The organism is Phycisphaeraceae bacterium (assembly GCA_019636555.1).
Taxonomy (GTDB): domain Bacteria; phylum Planctomycetota; class Phycisphaerae; order Phycisphaerales; family UBA1924; genus JAFEBO01.
In genome coordinates this window covers 2,148,783-2,166,218 of record JAHBXH010000001.1, presented here as the reverse complement: position 1 = coordinate 2,166,218, position 17,436 = coordinate 2,148,783, and the positions used below count along the sequence as shown (strand labels likewise).

Here is a 17,436-nt window from a genome sequence, read left to right as displayed (position 1 = left end):
GCCCCGCCGTAGAACTAGCTGAAGGGAATTTTGGTCCCTGCGGCGGTTTGGATGCCGCGCGATGGCGTCAGAGAGGGCGGAGGAATTCGTGGCGCAGAAATCAGCAAAGAGCACCAAAGCCAAACCGGCCGCCAAATCGTCGAAACCTTCGAAACCGGCCGCCGCGGCAAAGAAACCCGCGCCCAAGCCGGCGCCAAAGACCGCGGCAAAAACCGCGAAGGCGCCATCCCCCTCAGCAGCGAGTGCCGCGAACGCCAAAAAGCCGCTGCGCAAGGGAATCACGATCGTCACGCCAAAGCCCGTCAAGAAGGTCAAGGCCAAGCCTTCGATCCCGTCTTCGATTTCCAACCTTGCTGGGAGCTTGTTCGGCGCGGGCAAATCGCGCAAGCCGTTGATCCCTTCGGGGCCGGCGCTCAAGGGATCCGGTGTGCCGCTCGGTTACCAGGGTGGCGTTCAGCATGAAGAGCTGCCCGAAATCAAGGCCAAATCTCCGTTCGACAAAAAGCAGCTCGAACACTACAAGGCGGTGCTCATCCGCAAGCGCCTCGAGCTGGTTGGGGATGTTTCGAATATGGAGCAAGAGGCGCTCCGGGGCCAATCGGGTTCCCTCTCGAATCTTCCGCAGCACATCGCCGAACAGGGAAGCGACACGTTCGATCAATCGCTCGCGCTGGACCTTGCCGCGGCGGACCGCAAGCTGATCAAGGAAATCGAGGATGCTCTCAAACGCATCGAAGAAGGGACATACGGAGTGTGCGAGCTAACCGGAAAGCCGATCAAGGCGGACCGGCTCGAGGAGCTGCCTTGGGCGCGATACTCCATCGAAGCTGCAAGAATGCTCGAGCGGCAGCAGATGACCCGCCCGTAGGGCTCCGATTTCTCCCGATCTTTGCGATGGAAAACTCTGCAACTGTTTCGAACTCTGCCGCGCCGGGTGAATCCGCGAGGATGTCGGTGCCTGCATCCAGATCTATCACGTCGTGGGCGCTTCTGCTCGGCGTGATTGTGATCGGGCTGGCGATCGATCTGTTCTCAAAGTACTGGGCGTTTGCAACGATCGCCGGGGCGCCCGTGGAATTCACGCGTGAGCAAGCCCTGAGCGTCTCGCCTCTCTCGGCGCTTATTCCTCCCCATCGGCCGATGGTCATCATCCCTTCGATTCTCAATTTCACCCTTGTCTTGAACCCGGGCGCCGTTTTCGGGATCGGGGCGGGAAGAACCGTGTTCTTTATCATCGTGACGATTGTGGCCGTCGCGTTCGGGCTCGGGGTGTTTGTCTTTGCGACGCGCAGCCGGGATCGGTTGTCGCATATCGGCTTGGGGCTGATTCTCGCAGGCGGTCTCGGGAATCTCTACGACCGGCTCATCTATGGCTGCGTGCGCGACTTCATCCACCCGCTGCCCAAGGTGACGTGGTGGGGGACCAATCGCGAAGTGTGGCCCTACGTCTCGAACGTTGCCGACTTGTTTCTCTTGATCGGGATCGCCTTGCTCCTTTGGCACGCGTGGATGGGCGAGCGATCGGCGAAATCTCGCCCGACCGGTTCGAGCATCTAGGCGCCGGGAGTCGGGTCTCCGCAGTCGCGCGTGACGGGTACGAGGCAAAGAAACCGCAGTCCGGCGCTCGCATCCGCTTTGAACTGGTGTTCCTGATTTGCCGGGACATAGATCACGTCGCCGGAACGAACCGCCTGTTCCGTTCCGTTGAGAAGGACCGTCCCGCCGCCGTCGACGATGAAGACTTCATGCTCGTAGTCGTGGCTGTGCCGGGGAGTGTTGCCGCCCGGCGAAACGCGAAAATGCCGGAGCGCGAAATTCGGCGCACCGTGTTCCCTTCCGACCATGATCGCCATCTCGGCGCCGTTGACTCCCGCCATCTGAACCGGATTGGTCGGAACAGAGTTGATGTTTCGGATAACGCCTTGTGCCGCGGGCATGGAAGCACTCCTTCACTGGTTGTAGCCCATCCTATTCTCACGCATGAGCGCCCGTTCCCGCCTGCAGATTCAGGGGGTGCCCCTCGGACCCTTCGAGACAAACTGCTACGTCGTTTCGGAAATCGGATCGACGGAATGCTTCATTGTGGATGCGGGTTTCGGGAGTGCGCAGCTCGCGGAAATTGTGCGTGAAGGAAAGCTCAAGCCGATTGCGCTTGTTCTGACACACGCTCACCTCGACCACATTGCCGGTGCTCGCCTGCTCCGCGAGACGTTCCCTGAGTTGCCCATCTGGATTCACGAAAACGAAACGCAGTGGCTGCTCGACCCGGAGCTCAACCTAAGCGCCGCGGCCGGAATGCCCGTCACCGCACCCAAGTGCGATCGGGGGCTTCGGGATGGCGATCAACTGGACCTGCCCGGAGGTCCGTGGAAAGTGCTTCACACTCCCGGTCACTCTCCCGGCAGCGTCACGTTGTGGAGCGCCAATCACGGCGTCGCATTCGTCGGCGACGCGCTGTTCGCAGGGTCGATCGGGCGAACAGATTTCCCGGGATGCAGCTTCCAAGATTTGTCGAAGAGCATCCGCGAGCGGTTGTACACACTTCCGCCGGAGACCAGGTGCTTTCCGGGGCACGGGCCGCAAACAGACATCGGACGCGAAATGAAGTCGAACCCGTTTGTTCGTCCGTAACCGGAAGCTCTCAGGAAGCACGTGCTTTGATCAGGGACAGGCGAGCAGGGCGTCGTACGCCGCCGCGAAGATCACGAAGTCCGAATCATCGGTGAAACCGTCGCCATTGAAATCGCCGTCCGTCGTTTCGAACACGTCGTAAGCGATCGCAAAAGCGACAAAGTCGGCGTCGTCGACGAATCCGTCCAGATTCAGGTCGCAGATGCCTCGCACCTGAAAACTCCAGACGCCGCTCGGTGATGGCGCCGTGCCGCCACGATTGGTCGCGGACACGCTCCAGTAATACGTGCCGCAGTTCGAAAGCAGACCGGCCGGGATCTGAACCGTGTACGGTCCGGTTGCGGGAACCGCGGCGGTGTAGATCGGAGACGAGAGATCGCTGTTCTCGGATAGCACGACGGAATAGGTTGTGACGCGAGCGCCGGAGGTCCAAGCGAGGCTCGCCGGCGTTTCAAGATTCTGCGCCGCATCACCGGGGCTCACCAACGCGTGTCCGGAAGGAGTTTCGGGCGCGGGCAAGACAAAGTCCGCGACGACGGCTCGATGATCCGTCCACGAAGAAATATTGAACCACAGTCCCGGATATCCGGCGAGTTCGGGAGGAGTGGCGGTTGATGGCATCGTGCTCGGTCGGAACACGAAGGAGCGGCGCAAAACGGCGATCGAATCCTGCCAGCAGATGTAGTCGAGCTTGTTGTTGGAACCCGAACCCTGCGTATTGCGATTGTTTGTGAACGGATCGCGGGAATCGTCATAGCTGCTGTCGGTGCGATCGCGATCGGTGCCGTCCGTCCCGCCCGGACTTGCAACTGCCGCCCGGGTCATCCAGAGCGCCGGGCCATCGCGTCCGTTTGTGAGTTCATCTTCGTTGAAGTCGCCCGCCCAAACTACAGGGGTCTGCGCCGTGAGCACCTTGGTCGGGCGCGGGAAATTGCTGCACTTAAAGTGTGGATCGGGAGTTGAGCCGCCGAGTCCGTTGAAAACCGCGTCGATGTAGTACGCGATGCGCTGACTGGCCGCCAAGCGGTCAGCAAGATCCGAGGTATTGCTTCCAGACTTGAGATGCCCGCCGCCCATCACAAAGTCGCCGCCGTATCGATCATCGGGCAGGTTGATTTCCGCGAACAGGTAACCGCGAACCCCGGCGTTGCCGGCCGTGTAGTACGGAACCGCCGCGTCGGCGGAAAGCGTGAACGTGCCGATCGCGGTTCGAAAATCTCCGTTGAGATCAGTGAGCGGAAATCTCGAAAGCACCACGTTCCGGTTGAACGTGTCGTCTTGATCAGAGACATAGATGTACGGCAGGTCGTAGCCCGGGGCATACTTTGTCACGTACGCCGTTACGGTCGGGTTGCCGGCGACATAGGGGTCTGTGCCGCCGTGCACGAGCAGATCAAGCGTTGTCGTCAACCGGGCGACGGTATCGACCGTGTTGTATCCCTGCGCGATTCCCGTTCCGTTCCCGGAATTGTCGCCGCACTCGACCATCACGAGCACGTCGGGGCGCACCGCGGCGATTTGGACCGCAATGGCCGTCCACGAATTCTGACCCTCCTGCTTCGCATTTGTTGAGCAAACGCGATCCTGAATGTTGAACGTCATCACTCGGTAATCATCCGGATCGTCTTTGCCCCATTGACGATTCGCGGGATTCCACTGAGCGTGCGCCAGAGTGCCGGAAGCCAAACAGAGGAAGAAGGCGGCGTTTCGAAAATCCAAGATCAACTCCTTGATTTTCCTTTCCGCCCCGACGGAAAGTTCAACAGGTTCTTTGCAAAGCCGCCCCCGGGCGGTTGAGCCCGGGGGCGGGACAGTTCATACGAAATCGAACGTCGATCAATTCGGCTGCAGGACGCAGAGGAGCTGGTCGTACGCCTGAGCGAAGATCACGAAATCGGAGTCGTCGGTCAGGTTGTCGAAGTTGAGGTCGCCGAAGGTGTCGAGCAGGTTGTTGTACGCCTGTGCGAAGATCACGAAGTCGGCATCGTCAACGAAGGTGTCGCCGTTGAAGTCGGCGTCGCACGAACGGAAGTTGATGTAGAACAGGCCCGAGTACTGCTCGTCCACCGAGTTCGGGTTCGACGGGTTCGTGCCCGAAGGATCCTGGAACTGGTTGTCGCCGTCAACGTCGTAGAGGAAGTTGCCGCCGAGGACCAACCCGCCGAGCGTGCGCGGGTCGATGACGGCGCCGTTGTTGCCCCAGTTCACGATGTCGCCGTTCGAGATGGCGCTGGCAACGTTCATGTTGCGGTCGGCATACGGAGCGACGCTGCTCGAGAAGAACGTCGAAGGCGAGGTCGCGTTGTTGGCCGCGGCGAAGATGAATCCGCCGATCGAGTAACGAGTCAGCGAGTTCTTGCCGAGAATTCGATCGCCGAATTCGGCGACGAGTTCGAGGTCGTAGGTAAAGGTGTCGGGGTTGTAGACGCCGCGGATGAGAGCACTGTTGTATCGGCTGAAAGTCGATTGGGTCGTTGTGCTGTACGTGTTGATCGCCGCAACGCGAGCGGTAAACCAGACGTTGCCGACCGAGTCGAACGCCGGCATCGAAAGCGCGGGCGAGCCGAGGACCGACGGACCGGGGAAGCTCAGCGAAGGCTGCAGGCGACCGATCGGGCGGTCGTACACGGCAGAGACGGGATTCAAATCAACCTTCCCGTCGAACTGGCCGGGGCTGGGCTGCGAGGAGGACTCATTGCCGTAGTTGCCCCAATCGCCGCGGATCGGCGATCCGTCGCACTCGGAAACCGTGGCGCCGTTCGCGTAGGTCCACGCGACGACAGTCCACTGGACTCCCGCCGGATTGTTCGGATCAAATCGACCGACGATGATGGCGTTGTTCGGCGTGGGCGTCGTGTCACCGTTGGGCATATTGAAGTTTTCGTAGTAGAGCCCGGCGACAAGCCCGCGACCCTGCAGATCCTTGCCGATGGCGACCTGCGAATTGCCGCCCTGGAAAGCCGTTGCGCCCTGGTGCCCGGCGAGCGCGCCGCCGAAAGTAATATTTGTCGCGGTGATCACGGTCGGCGGAAATGCCGGATTCGTAATCGTCTGGAAGATTGTCGGACCGATCGGAGAATTGTCGGTTGCCGGGGAGCGATTCATCGTGATGCTCGTCGGAACCGGCAGGGCGTACACCTTCCCCGCGGTGATGCTGGAATCGTTGTTCACGCCCCAGATCGAGATGTAGTCGTTGTTCGGGCCCTGAGCGCCGCTGCGGGCGAGAACCGCGGCGGTAGCGACCGACCCGCCTCCGAAAAGGGAGCCCGGATAAACGCAAATCGAGCCGCGATGGTCGGGATAGGTTCCGCCAATCGGCTGGCCGGACGTCGTCGAAACCGTTGCGAGATAGCTCGACGCCGGCGGGAGGATCGTCACCGGACCGCCGACGACGGGTTCATACTCGAAGGCCTTGTTGAAGTCCGGCCCAAGGTAGCGGGCGTTTCCACCCTGCGCGAGCGAAGCCGGGAGCATGCTCGGGATCGAAATCGTGCCGCCGGTGTAGCCGTTGACCACGAACGCAGTCGCCGCGGCGTCAGCGGCAGCGGTGTTCGCGCCGCTTCCGAAAAGGGTGTTGATCGCGTTGTTTCGGGCGAGCAGGTTCGTGCGGAGCACGTTTTGTCCCTGAATGCGCTGGGTCGTCGCCGAGTTGCCGCCGTTGTTGTCGGCACGCAGCGTGAACAGACCATTCGAATCCGCGGCGCCCGTGGACAGCGAGCCGTTATTGTCGCTGGCGTTACCGGTCGGGCTGCTGGAAGCGAGCAGCGAGCGATCGACGTAGAACCGGCGGATGTTGTCCGGCGCGTAGTTGACGACCGCACCGATGCTGGAGTTCACGGTGGAGGACGGAGCGTCGGCAGCGCCGAACTGGTTGACGAATGCGCCGAACTGGAACGAAGAACCGGCAGGAGTCAGCGGCGCATAGTTCAGAGTCTGGTCGTTCTGCGTCGGATTCAATCCGGCCGTCGCCGCTTGCCAGTAGGTATAGCTCGTGCCGCGGAAATTCGCCACTCGCTGCGTGCGGCTGAGACCGAACGAGCCCGCCAGGTTGTTGAAGAACGAAGTGGTCTGGGTCGCATTGGTCGGACGGTCGGTCTTGATGAGCGGGACAATGCCGAACTTCACGCCCCACGAGGTGGTCAAGCGCTGCGACTCAACCACATACCGGCCGCGCTGCGCGAGCGAGTCGGTCCAGTTCAGCGCATCGCCCGGGAGGCCGTTGCCCCCGTTTGCGTTCTTTGAAATGCTGTCTTGGGCCATTGCCGGGGCCGCGAGGCCGGCGACGATAACGAGCGCGAGCAGATTCGCCTTCCGATCCATTCTCATTCTCCTTGCTGAAAAAATTCCGACGCTTCGATACCAATTCATGCATGCGCAGTTTTCGCGCACCACGAGTACTCGGGAACCCGGATCTGTGCCAACGGCGGCGGGTTGTTCCTGCGAAGGGTTCTCTCAACTCCCCCGTCCGCTGACTTCTTAACAATTGTACCAGAATCAGCCCGGCAAGCGGCTCAGTCACTGTCGTTTTGGCGCGAAACTTCGGTGAAGGCGAGGTGCTTACCCCATTCCGAGAACACCCAAATCTAGTTAGTGATTACCTAACGCGGCAGCAAGGCGCGAGCCGACTTCGACATTCGAACGGATCAACGCCAAGTTCGCTTCGAGCGTCTTTCCCCCCGATAACGCGTGCAGCCTTGCCAGCAAAGCCGGAGTCGCTTGGCGGCCCTTGGCAGCGTCTCCAAGTTCGGACCGTGCCGAATCGAGCCAACCCGAGAACTGAGCCCTATCCAACTCATCCGCTTTCGGAATGGGGTTGACGATCAGTATTCCGCGCCCGGTTCGCTCGAGTTCCTTTCGGATGAACCCGGCGAGACTCTGAACGTCGTCAAAGCGGGCATCCACTCCCGCGCCGGACTCCCTCAAATAGAACGCGGGAAACTCGGACGTTTGAAAGCCGATGACCGGAACGCCGAGCGTTTCCAGAAGTTCGCGCGTCGCGAGAACATCCAGGATGGATTTGACGCCGCTCGCGATCACGGCCACCGCAAATCTGGTCAACGCCAGCAGATCGGCGGAGATGTCAAGGTGTTGTGCGAATCCCTGGTGAACACCCCCGATGCCGCCGGTCGCAAAGACTTTGATTCCGGCTCCCGCCGCGATCTCCATCGTCGCGGCGACTGTTGTCGAAGCATGCGATTGCTGGAAGATCAGCGCGCCGAGGTTTGCCGAGTTTGCCTTGGCGACTTCTCCTGAATTCAACATCTCGACGAGTTGTGACTCGCTCATGCCCGCGATCGGCTGACCGCGAAACACCCCGACAAGCGCCGGCTCCGCTCCGTTTTTCGTGCAGATCGCGGCGAGTTCGCGCGCGAGCGGCAATGCCGCGTCACGAGGCACGCCGTGGGTCAATATCGTTGTCTCGAGTGCCAGTCGGCCCATGTGCTGGATTGTGTCACGCCTGCCGGGCTTTTCAAATATCGCCGGCAAAAAGCAGACGCCCCAGCTTCGGCCGGGGCGTTGCGAATTCCTGCTGAAAGAATCGAATCAGACCATTGCCTTCAGGGCGCGCAGCGCGCGAACCTTCACGACCTTGCGGGCCGGCTTCGGCTTCACTTCCATCATTTCGCCCGGCTTGAACGGGTTGGGGCGCATGCCGCCCTTGGTCGCGGGCTTCTTGATCACGGTGATCTTCATCATGCCCGGGACAGCGAACATGCCGCAGCCCTTGGCGAGGTCGGCTTTGATGATTTCGCTCATCGTGTCGAACACACCGGCGACTTGTTTGCGTGCGAGGCCGGTGTGAGCGGCGATCGTGCCGTACACATCGCCCTTGCTGCGGACCTTGGGAGCGGGAACAAGTTTCGGGGCTTTGACTGCTGCGGGTTTCGGTTTCGCCATGTGTGTCGTCTCCATTGACTCGGTACACGCGTGTCCTCCGGACACGCCTCGGTCCCTGTGAAAGACTGTTTTTCACGGGGATTTCGCGGAGTTTGTATCGCAGAACAACGCGCTCTGCAAGTCCGACGGGTCAAAAAATCGCCGTTTCCCGCATCAAATCCACACATTTTTGTTTTCCCGATCCGGCCGTGTCAAGTTCGACCACCATGGCGGAGTGATCGGAAATGCCCGTTTTCCGCACGGAATGGATGTAATCTGCTCGCGCAAGGCGGGAAACAAGTGGGGGAGACACCAACGCGGAATCCAGCCGAAAACCGCCGGAAAGTGCTGTGCTTGCAGGTCTTGCGCGCGAACCGAGCGGTGCTTTCCACGTCCATTCTCTCGCGCGGGGGGAGAAAACCCGGAAGGCGTCAGCGTACCCGAGCGTGCAGACGGCACCGAGCTGGCTGGTGCAGGTGAACGTGCGACCTTCCTCGTCCAGCCCATGACGCCCGGTATTGAAATCTCCCAAAAAAATGTGAGATTTATCCTTCTGGATACGGGCGTGATTCACAATCGCCCGCCAGCAAACCGCGCGTGCCGCCGGTCGAGAGTCGTCCGGAATATGAAGGCCGGTCAGGTGCAGATCGTGTCCTTCGACGATCACCTCCAGCCAGCGGGTGCCGAGTCCGTGCGTCGCCGGAGCTGGGCTCGGCGGCACCTCAAGCGGAAAGCGCGAAGCCCACATCAATCCGTTCTTGTGGGCAGCCGGAAGAGAAGACCGTTGATGTTCGAGGCCGTGATCGGCGAGAACCCCTCGAATCTGTCCACCGACTGTCGTTCGATATTCAGAGAGCAGTATCAGGTCCGGCTTCTGGGCGAGCAGGTTGAGGATGATCTCGGGCATCCTTCTCGATCCGCCGCCATGCAGAATGTTCCAATGGATGATGCGGATCATGGCTCTCCCACCGATCAGATTCGGTCAACTGTCATAGGCTATCGCCCATGAATCCGCGGCCACCGCTGAAATCGGCGCTCGTTGTTGCGACGCGTGAAGTTCCCGGCAGGCTTTCGATTGAGTCGCCGGGAATCGATGTTGTGCTCAAGAACGGGCCCGCCGACCGCCTGGATCGGGCGGGGCTTCTGCGCCATGTTCGCGGAGCCGATGTCGTCATATCGATGTATTCCGACAAGGTGGATGCGGAGTTTCTCGATGCCGCGGGCTCGCAGATCCGCGGGGTATGCAATCTGGCGGTCGGCCACGAGAACATCGATTTGGCGGAATGTGCGAAGCGCGGCGTTTTCGTAGGCAACACGCCGGACGCGGTCACCGAAGGCACGGCCGACATGGCGTGGCTGCTGATTCTCGCGACCGCGCGTCGGTTGATTGAAGCCGACCGGTTCGCACGATCGGGTGATTGGGCCAAAGCCGGTCCGCTCGGCATGGCGCAGTTTCTCGGACAGGATCTGACCGGCAAGATGCTCCTGATCGTGGGCGCCGGGCGCATCGGGTACGCGACCGCGCTGCGCTCGGTTGGTTGGGGAATGCGCGTGTTGTATGTCGCCCGATCACGCCATCTCGAGTTTGAAATGGCGCCTCTCGCGGCCGAGCGCGTGGCTTTGCACGATGGAATGGCCCGGGCAGACGTTGTGAGCGTCCACACGCCCCTGACCGCAGAGACCCGACATCTCATCGATGCCGCGGCGCTCGCGAAGTTGAAAGAGGGCGCGATTCTGGTGAACACCTCGCGCGGGCCAGTCGTGGATGAGCAGGCGCTCGTGGATGCGCTCAAGAAAGGAAAGTTGTGGGGGGCGGGTCTGGATGTCTTCGAACGCGAGCCGGCAATCCATCCGGATCTTGCGACGATGACCAACGTCGTGCTTTCGCCGCACATCGGGAGTGCCGCGGCCCGGTTTCGCGCGATGATGACTCAACTGGCGTGCGAAAACGCAGCGGCTATTCTCGCCGGGAAAAAGCCGCCTCATCAGGTTCTGGCTTGAGCCGTCCGCTCCCGAGGCTCAGAATCGGCGCGGAGCTTTTTCGAGAAACTCGAGTTCGAGATACCGGGCGACGTAATCGATAATCGATTGCGCTTCGGGGATTTCCGGGTTGCTCGTAGGTCCCATGGGCTCGAAGCGCATGTTCTTGAAGCGGGCAACAGCTTCCTTCAGAGGCAAGCCGAATTGCAGCGCGAGACTGAACGCGCGGCAAAAGGCCTGAGCCATGCCGCAGATCGTTGAGCCCTCTTTCGCCATTTTCACAAAAATCTCGCCGGGGCGGCCGTCGGGGTACAGGCCGATCGTCAGGTAACCCTCGTGCCGAGCGATCATGAACTTGTGAGTGATCGACGCACGGGTGGCGGGCATGACATCGCGGATGGCAACCATGGTTCGTTCCTTGAACTCATCGGGGCCGGCTGGCTGTGGCGTTCCTTCGCCTGTCATCGTGCGAAGGTAACTCCCTCAGGCCCTCCGGTCCACCGTTTGCATCGCCTAATCCGATCGGACGAAGCGGGGGGCCCACAGCACATATCGGGCTGCCAATTCGGCGGGTCGCTGGCCCTGCCGGTGAAAGAATCCGCAGGAGAAACAGGTTCCGTAGAATCTCCCGGTTTGGCTGTTTGCTTCAACTCCCCAAAGGGCCGATACTTGGAAGCCTTGGATACTCAGTTCGACCAGATCCGCGCGAGCAACAGCAGGCGAAGCCTCTCGCTGCTGGTCGTTGTCGCGCTGGCCTTGCAGGGCGGCTTCGGTCTTGGAGAGACCTCGGCTCTTTTGCGAGAGTCCTCAGGTCAAACGACCGCGATCCGAGCGCTCGCGGAGGCCGTGGTCCGCTACGCCTCCAAGCCGGTGAGAGTTCAGGAAGAGCGCCCCGCCCGTGTTTCGGCTCGGGAGCTGGGGCGCGGGAATGAATCCGGGGCTTCCTTCCCCGTGGTTCTCGGCACCTCCGCCATCCGGATGCTGCCGCTCAGCCTGATTGCGCTGCCGCCGCCGCAATTCTGAATGGCGGCTGGCGTCTTATTCACTTCACACAAGGCGAGAATGCGCAGTTTCGGTCGCGAGCCGATCGGGATGCGCGTGAACCAATGGCATATCGGCGGTTGTGCGCGAGCGGGCGAAGACCCATCGCTTGCGCGGGCCGCGGGAAAGGTGATCTATGGCAGAGCAAGGCATTCCGGTTGTCGGCTGGATATTGAACAAGATGATCGGTACGCGTAACGAGCGATTCGTCAAGCGCTACACCAACCGCGTCGACGAGATCAACGCGCTCGAACCTCAGATGAGAAAGCTCACGGATCAGGAACTCCGTGGAAAGCTTGCCGAATTCCGCTCGCGGTTCGACAAGGGCGAGTCGGAAGACAAACTGATGGTGGAAGTGTTCGCCACGGCGCGCGAGGCGATGGATCGCGCGGTCGGAATCCGAAATATCTTCAATCCGACCTCGGGATTTGACGCCTCGAAGCTGCCGCCGGACGCGCGGGCCATGTTCGACGCGGTGCAGGCTCACATCGGCACGCTGACGGATGCCGAGCCGAACGGCGATTTTCTTGGATGCACCGAGCCGATCGCGCCCTGGCGCTACGCCGATATCCCCGTCGAGTTGTACGAAGCGGTGCGGGTGCTCTACCCCGAAAGCCGTCCGCCTTTCCGCGCGCGGCCCTTCGATGTGCAGTTGATCGGTTCGATGGTGCTCTGCCAGGGCAAGATCGCGGAAATGCGCACGGGCGAAGGAAAGACGATCGTTGCCCCGCTGGCGTGCTACATGGCCGCGGTCGAGCACTCGCGCGTGCATGTCGTCACGGTCAATGACTACCTCGTGCAGCGCGACCGCGACTGGACATTCCCGTTCTTCTGGGCCCTGGGCATGACGGTCGGTGCGATCCATCCCATGCACATGCAGAACGAGGACGAGAAGCGCCGCATGTACCGCTGCGACGTGACGTACGGCACGACCGCCGAATTCGGCTTCGACTACCTGCGCGACAACATGAAGCGCAGCGTCGATCAGCAGGTGCAGCGCCGGCGCCAGTTCGCCATCGTCGACGAAGTGGACAGCATCCTCATCGACGAGGCGCGCACGCCGCTCATCATCTCCGGCCAGGCGCACAACGACAAGCCGCGCTACGAACTCGCCGACCGGCTTGCCCGCCACCTGCTCGAAAAGCAAAAGCCGTGGGCCGAGCACGACGAGAAGGTCAAGCACCTGCAGATGCGCGCCAAGGGTCTCGAGGGCGACATCCGCCAGGCACGCGACAAAACAAAGATTCCCGCGCTCCAGGCGCAGATGAAAGAAGCCAACGCGGAAGCGGCCCGCGCCGAAATCGAGCGGAACAAATTCACGCAGTATTTCGAGGTGATGCCCGAGCGCAAACAGGCGTTCCTGACGCACGATGGCGTGGCGGAAGCGCAGCGCGTCGCGGGGATCGGCTCGTTCTATGTGGATGAGAACATGGACTTACCGCACCTTGTCGAGCAGGCAGTGCGCGCGCACGCGGTCTATCAGCGCGACAAGGACTACGTGGTCATCCCGCAGGACGACCCGTACACCGGTCGGCCGCAGCCGGCGGTCGTCATCGTCGATACCAACACGGGCCGGCCGATGGTCGGGCGCCAGTGGTCGGACGGATTGCACCAGGCCGTCGAGTGCAAGGAAAAGGTCAACATCAAGGAAGAGACTCAGACCGTCGCGACGATCACGATCCAGAATTACTTCAAGATGTACAAGCGGCTCGCGGGCATGACAGGCACCGCCGACACGGAAGCCCAGGAATTCAACGACATTTACAAACTCGACGTTGTCGCGATCCCGACGAATCGGCCCGTGGTTCGGGGCGACCACAACGACCTCGTGTTCCTTCCCGCCAAGGACAAATGGAACTACATCACCGATGAAGTCAAAGGGTTCCACGATGTGGGAAGGCCGATCCTGGTCGGAACGACCAGCGTCGAGAAGAGCGAAATGCTCGGCCAGATGCTGATGCGCAAGCACGCGATCCCGCACGAGATTCTCAACGCCAAACAGCACGAGCGCGAGGCGCACATCGTCGAAAATGCCGGGCAGCTCGGCGCCGTGATGATCGCGACCAACATGGCAGGACGCGGCACCGACATCAAGCTCGGCAAGATCACTCGCGAACAGTTGCTCGATCACTGGCTGCGCCGGGGCCTTGCTCCGCGCACGCTGACGACCGATGCGAGCGTCGAGCAGCTGAGAGAGGCGATTTTCCGCAAGATCGCGCCTCAGGAAATCGACATCCGCAAGAAGGACGCGGACGAGATGCCGATCGCGGAATTGGAGTTGAAACTGCTGCGGGCGTGGGCGGCGCGGCACACGCTCGAGTCGCCGAAGTCGATCGACAAGATGGACGCTCCGAAACTGCGAGCGCTGCTCGATGAATCCGGACGGTTCCTGCTCCACAACCTGCGCTGGTTCGATTCCATCGAGGATATGGGCGGGCTGCACGTGATCGGAACGGAACGCCACGAGGCACGGCGAATCGACAACCAGCTCCGCGGACGTTCCGGACGCCAGGGCGACAAGGGATCGAGCCGCTTCTTCGTCAGCCTCGAAGACGATCTCATGAAGATGTTCGCCGGCGAGACGACCATGAAGCTCCTCAGCCGCATGGGCATGAAGGAAGGAGAGTCGATCGAGCACTCCATGTTGAGCAAGAGCATCGAGAACGCTCAGCGCAAGGTGGAAGAACGCAACTTCCAGATCCGCAAGCAGGTGCTCGAATACGACGAAGTGATGGAGCACCAGCGCCAGACGTTCTACGGCCTTCGCCAGCGCGTGCTCGAAGGACGCGACGTGAAGGGACTGCTGCTCGACTGGATACGTGAGAGCGTGCAGGATTCCGCAGGCGAGTATCTCGATCCGGACTACTCCGCGATCTGTCTCGCGGAATTTGCCAGCTCCACTCTCGGCGTCACGATCGATCCGAAGCGTTTCAAAGCCAAGGAAGCGCACGAGATTGAGGAAATCATGCGTGAAGAGGCGCGGGCAGACGCCCGCCAGATGATCGAGATCACTCTCGGCGAGTACATGCCGGCCGAGGGCTCGGAAATCCAGATGGATTTCGACGCGAGCGGCCTGATCAGCTGGGCGAAGAACCGTTTCGGCGTCGAAGTGAGCGAGGCGGAATTGCACGGAGCCGACACCGGCAATCGATACGTCATGACCGATCGACTGCACGCGGCGGCGTGCGCCAAGATCGATGCCGCGGACCTCAGCGGCCTCGAGCAGTATCTCCAGCCCGGGTACGGAGTCCAGCAACTCATCAACTGGGCGAAGAACAAGATGACGATCGACTTGAAGGCGGACGAGATCGAGGCCGCGCAGCGCGACCCGGAGCATCCGCCGACCGAGCTCATCATGAAGAAGGCCGAGGAGTTGTATCTCCAGCGCGAGATCATCTACCCCGTCGAGATGACGATGGAACTCGGCATGATCATCGCTCGGCGCAGCCCGACCGAGGCCTTCGAGTTCATCGCGAACTGGGCCAATCAGCGCCTGAACGCGGGGTGGACACCGGAACAGGTTCGCACCATGCCTCCCAACAAGGTCTTCGCATCGCTGCGCGACCTGAGCGAGAAATTCGTCAAGTCCGGCAAGCTCGAGCAGGAAATCGAATCGGCACAGACAATCAAAAGCGACGATGAACTCGACGCGTACTTGAAGCAGCGATACAACGTCGATGTCGGCGTCACCGAACTCATGCGCTACCTCGAAGGCGAAGAGCGCTCCAACGCCGTTCGCTCGCGCGTTGAGAACATCCTGCGCACGGAGCTTCTGCAACTCGAGCGAATGCTCTGTCTCGAGACCCTCGATTCGACTTGGAAAGATCACCTTTACGCGATGGATCAGTTGCGCGATTCGATAGGTTTCCGCGCTTTCAGCCAGCTCGATCCCCGCACGGAATACAAGCGGGAGGGCAGCCGCATGTTCCGCGCCATGCTCCGGAGCATCCGCGAACGCGTGACGGACATGGTCTTCAAGGCGAAGTTGACGCCCCAGGCGCCGCCTCCGCCCGCGCCGCAGGTCAAGCCGGCCCGGGTGGGGCCGATGCCCCTTATCAGCGGACCGGGCTTTGACGATGTCGGCGCCGGTCGCGGCGGCGGCAACGTCGCGTGAACGAATGCATGAAAAAGAGGGGCCTCCCAGGCGGGAGGCCCCTTTTACTTACAACTGTTCCGAGTAACGGACCGGTTCTTATTCCGCGATGACACCTTCGGGCAGCCGGGTTGCCGCGAGATACTTGCGGGCTCTCGATGACTTGTCCTTGCTGTCGATCATGCTGCCATCGGCACGATACCGGATGACCCGCCCGACCTTGCAGAGTTTGGCCAGTGCCTGGTTGATGCTCGATTTGAGACTTGCGGGCGCGGCGGATGTCTCGTATCCGATGCTCTTCACAGCGTCGGCGAGCTCATCGGTCGTGAGCGGCTCGGCAAAGCGGTCCTGCTGCCAAACGGAGAGAATGGCCTCTCCCAGATTCTTCGGCTCGGCGAGATACGCCGGCGTGCGGCCCTGCCTGGAGCCGACCTGCGATGGCTGTTGCTTCGTGCCGAGCAACCCGTCAAATGCGGCCATTTTTTCACGATTCGCCTTCAGGAGTCTCTCGGCGTAGGCCCGGATTGTGGAGACTCGTGACTCCACTTCCGAAGCCACCGCGTCGTACACCTTTCGGGCCTCGCGCTCTCGCACGCGCTCGTTCTCGATCCATCGGGTGACGTTCTCGAGCGCTCCGACGATCTCGGTAATGGTCATTTCCGCGATCGGCTTTGAGTTCTCGAAGGGAAGATTGCTGTCCATGTCGAAGTTCCTTGGAACGATCGGGCCAAAAAATGGGCCCCCACGTCAAAGCAAATACTTTGCCTTGCACCGGGAATTCCTCTCAAAGAATGCCGAGGAGTGAAACAAGATAGGCATCGGCGCGGATGCGGGCAACGGCGAACTTTGAGATGATCGCGGTTCGGCGAATCCGGCCGATGCCTCATAACGTATGGGACGTTGGGCGCGATTCGGGTTTCTTCCGGTTCGCAGGTGTGAATACATGTTCACCTCTGCGGGCGATTGGTGCGTCCGAGCGCGGTTCTTTTCCGTATCGTCTCGTGTGGAGGGTTTCATGAAAGCGTCGAGTCAACCGAACCGAACCCCGCGAGCGTTTACGCTGCTGGAACTGCTCGTGGTCATCACGATCATCGCGATCCTCGTCAGCCTGACACTGGCGACGGGAACGAAAGTCGTCTCCATCGGGCGCGAACGCGGCACACAGTGGGCGCTGCAGGCCCTCGATACTTCCGTCGGCGAATACATCCAAGCCAACGGCGCCATTCCGGCGGCTACGGTTCGCGATCCATCACCGAATTCCACGTGGCGCGTGCCGATTATCGACGGTGGCGTTGGCAAGGACGCGGCGAATCTCAGAGCGATGGATTCGACCGCGTGGTACGTCTATCAGCTTCAATCAGAAGGCAGTTCTGCGCTTGCGGCCATCCACCAGATCGATGCGCGATTGCGAAAAACAGGAATTGCGAAAGATTCCGACGCTCAATACGACGAGAGCCACACCGGCACTCGAACGACACAGATTCTGGATGTCTGGGGAAACCCGATTCACTACGTCCACCCGAGGTACGGCGGCGTGCATGGTGTCGGAAGTGGCGTCGCGGAGGACATCGCCGACGTGCTCGGAACCTATGTGCCCGGTTACGGTACCAAGTCGTTCGAAATCAAGGTGTTCAGCCGCGACCCGGCGCCGAAGGTGCTGCCTTCTGGCAAAAAGATTGACGACTACAAAAACGACGCCGATGGCGGTGCTGCTCCGAACCGGCGACCGTACTTCTACTCCGCCGGGCCCGACGGCGATCCATCGACGACCGAAGACAACATCTACACGATCCGGCCGAACCTGCCGCGCTGAT

At 61.0% G+C, this 17,436-nt stretch carries 15 protein-coding genes; 7 read left to right on the top strand and 8 right to left on the bottom strand.

Annotated elements, in window-relative coordinates; genetic code table 11:
- Positions 1 to 88 precede the first annotated feature (88 nt).
- Positions 89 to 868: a TraR/DksA C4-type zinc finger protein gene (locus KF691_09020; protein ID MBX3389581.1), complete on the top strand. Its 780-nt coding sequence runs from the start codon at positions 89 to 91 to the stop codon at positions 866 to 868.
- An 86-nt stretch (positions 869 to 954) separates the two neighbouring features.
- Complete coding sequence (locus tag KF691_09015) at positions 955 to 1,557, top strand: signal peptidase II (protein ID MBX3389580.1); 603 nt, start codon at positions 955 to 957, stop codon at positions 1,555 to 1,557.
- Here KF691_09015 and KF691_09010 read toward each other — a convergent pair.
- Entirely contained in the window at positions 1,554 to 1,937 is a 384-nt protein-coding gene (locus KF691_09010; protein ID MBX3389579.1) for a cupin domain-containing protein, read from the bottom strand. The two genes, KF691_09015 and KF691_09010, sit on opposite strands and share 4 nt — an antisense overlap.
- A gap of 43 nt (positions 1,938 to 1,980) precedes the next feature.
- Here KF691_09010 and KF691_09005 point away from each other — a divergent pair, with 43 nt between their 5' ends.
- Positions 1,981 to 2,631, top strand: coding sequence for an MBL fold metallo-hydrolase (locus KF691_09005; protein ID MBX3389578.1), 651 nt, complete (start codon positions 1,981 to 1,983; stop codon positions 2,629 to 2,631).
- A gap of 30 nt (positions 2,632 to 2,661) precedes the next feature.
- Here KF691_09005 and KF691_09000 read toward each other — a convergent pair whose 3' ends face one another.
- The 5 genes from KF691_09000 to KF691_08980 form a co-directional block, all read right to left on the bottom strand.
- Entirely contained in the window at positions 2,662 to 4,350 is a 1,689-nt protein-coding gene (locus KF691_09000; GenBank protein ID MBX3389577.1) for a hypothetical protein, read from the bottom strand.
- 117 nt (positions 4,351 to 4,467) lie between these two features.
- Complete coding sequence (locus tag KF691_08995) at positions 4,468 to 6,951, bottom strand: hypothetical protein (protein ID MBX3389576.1); 2,484 nt, start codon at positions 6,949 to 6,951, stop codon at positions 4,468 to 4,470.
- Positions 6,952 to 7,218: 267 nt separating this feature from the next.
- Positions 7,219 to 8,070, bottom strand: a complete 852-nt coding sequence (locus KF691_08990) for a pseudouridine-5'-phosphate glycosidase (protein ID MBX3389575.1) — start codon at positions 8,068 to 8,070, stop codon at positions 7,219 to 7,221.
- A 105-nt stretch (positions 8,071 to 8,175) separates the two neighbouring features.
- On the bottom strand, positions 8,176 to 8,529 hold the full coding sequence (locus tag KF691_08985) for an HU family DNA-binding protein (protein ID MBX3389574.1): 354 nt from the start codon (positions 8,527 to 8,529) through the stop codon (positions 8,176 to 8,178).
- A gap of 130 nt (positions 8,530 to 8,659) precedes the next feature.
- Complete coding sequence (locus KF691_08980) at positions 8,660 to 9,466, bottom strand: endonuclease/exonuclease/phosphatase family protein (protein MBX3389573.1); 807 nt, start codon at positions 9,464 to 9,466, stop codon at positions 8,660 to 8,662.
- 47 nt (positions 9,467 to 9,513) lie between these two features.
- Between KF691_08980 and KF691_08975 the strand changes: the two genes are divergently transcribed.
- Positions 9,514 to 10,509, top strand: coding sequence for a D-glycerate dehydrogenase (locus tag KF691_08975; GenBank protein ID MBX3389572.1), 996 nt, complete (start codon positions 9,514 to 9,516; stop codon positions 10,507 to 10,509).
- Positions 10,510 to 10,527: 18 nt separating this feature from the next.
- Here KF691_08975 and KF691_08970 read toward each other — a convergent pair whose 3' ends face one another.
- Entirely contained in the window at positions 10,528 to 10,953 is a 426-nt protein-coding gene (locus KF691_08970; protein ID MBX3389571.1) for a hypothetical protein, read from the bottom strand.
- Positions 10,954 to 11,166: 213 nt separating this feature from the next.
- Here KF691_08970 and KF691_08965 point away from each other — a divergent pair, with 213 nt between their 5' ends.
- The gene (locus tag KF691_08965; GenBank protein MBX3389570.1) at positions 11,167 to 11,511 is read left to right on the top strand and encodes a hypothetical protein; all 345 of its coding nucleotides are present in this window, start codon (positions 11,167 to 11,169) and stop codon (positions 11,509 to 11,511) included.
- 154 nt (positions 11,512 to 11,665) lie between these two features.
- Entirely contained in the window at positions 11,666 to 15,643 is a 3,978-nt protein-coding gene (gene secA / locus KF691_08960) for a preprotein translocase subunit SecA (protein MBX3389569.1), read from the top strand.
- Between the two features lie 78 nt (positions 15,644 to 15,721).
- Here the strand turns inward: secA and KF691_08955 are convergent, their stop codons facing one another.
- On the bottom strand, positions 15,722 to 16,324 hold the full coding sequence (locus tag KF691_08955) for a hypothetical protein (GenBank protein MBX3389568.1): 603 nt from the start codon (positions 16,322 to 16,324) through the stop codon (positions 15,722 to 15,724).
- Positions 16,325 to 16,637: 313 nt separating this feature from the next.
- Here KF691_08955 and KF691_08950 point away from each other — a divergent pair, with 313 nt between their 5' ends.
- Positions 16,638 to 17,435, top strand: coding sequence for a type II secretion system protein (locus KF691_08950; GenBank protein MBX3389567.1), 798 nt, complete (start codon positions 16,638 to 16,640; stop codon positions 17,433 to 17,435).
- Position 17,436: the final 1 nt, after the last annotated feature.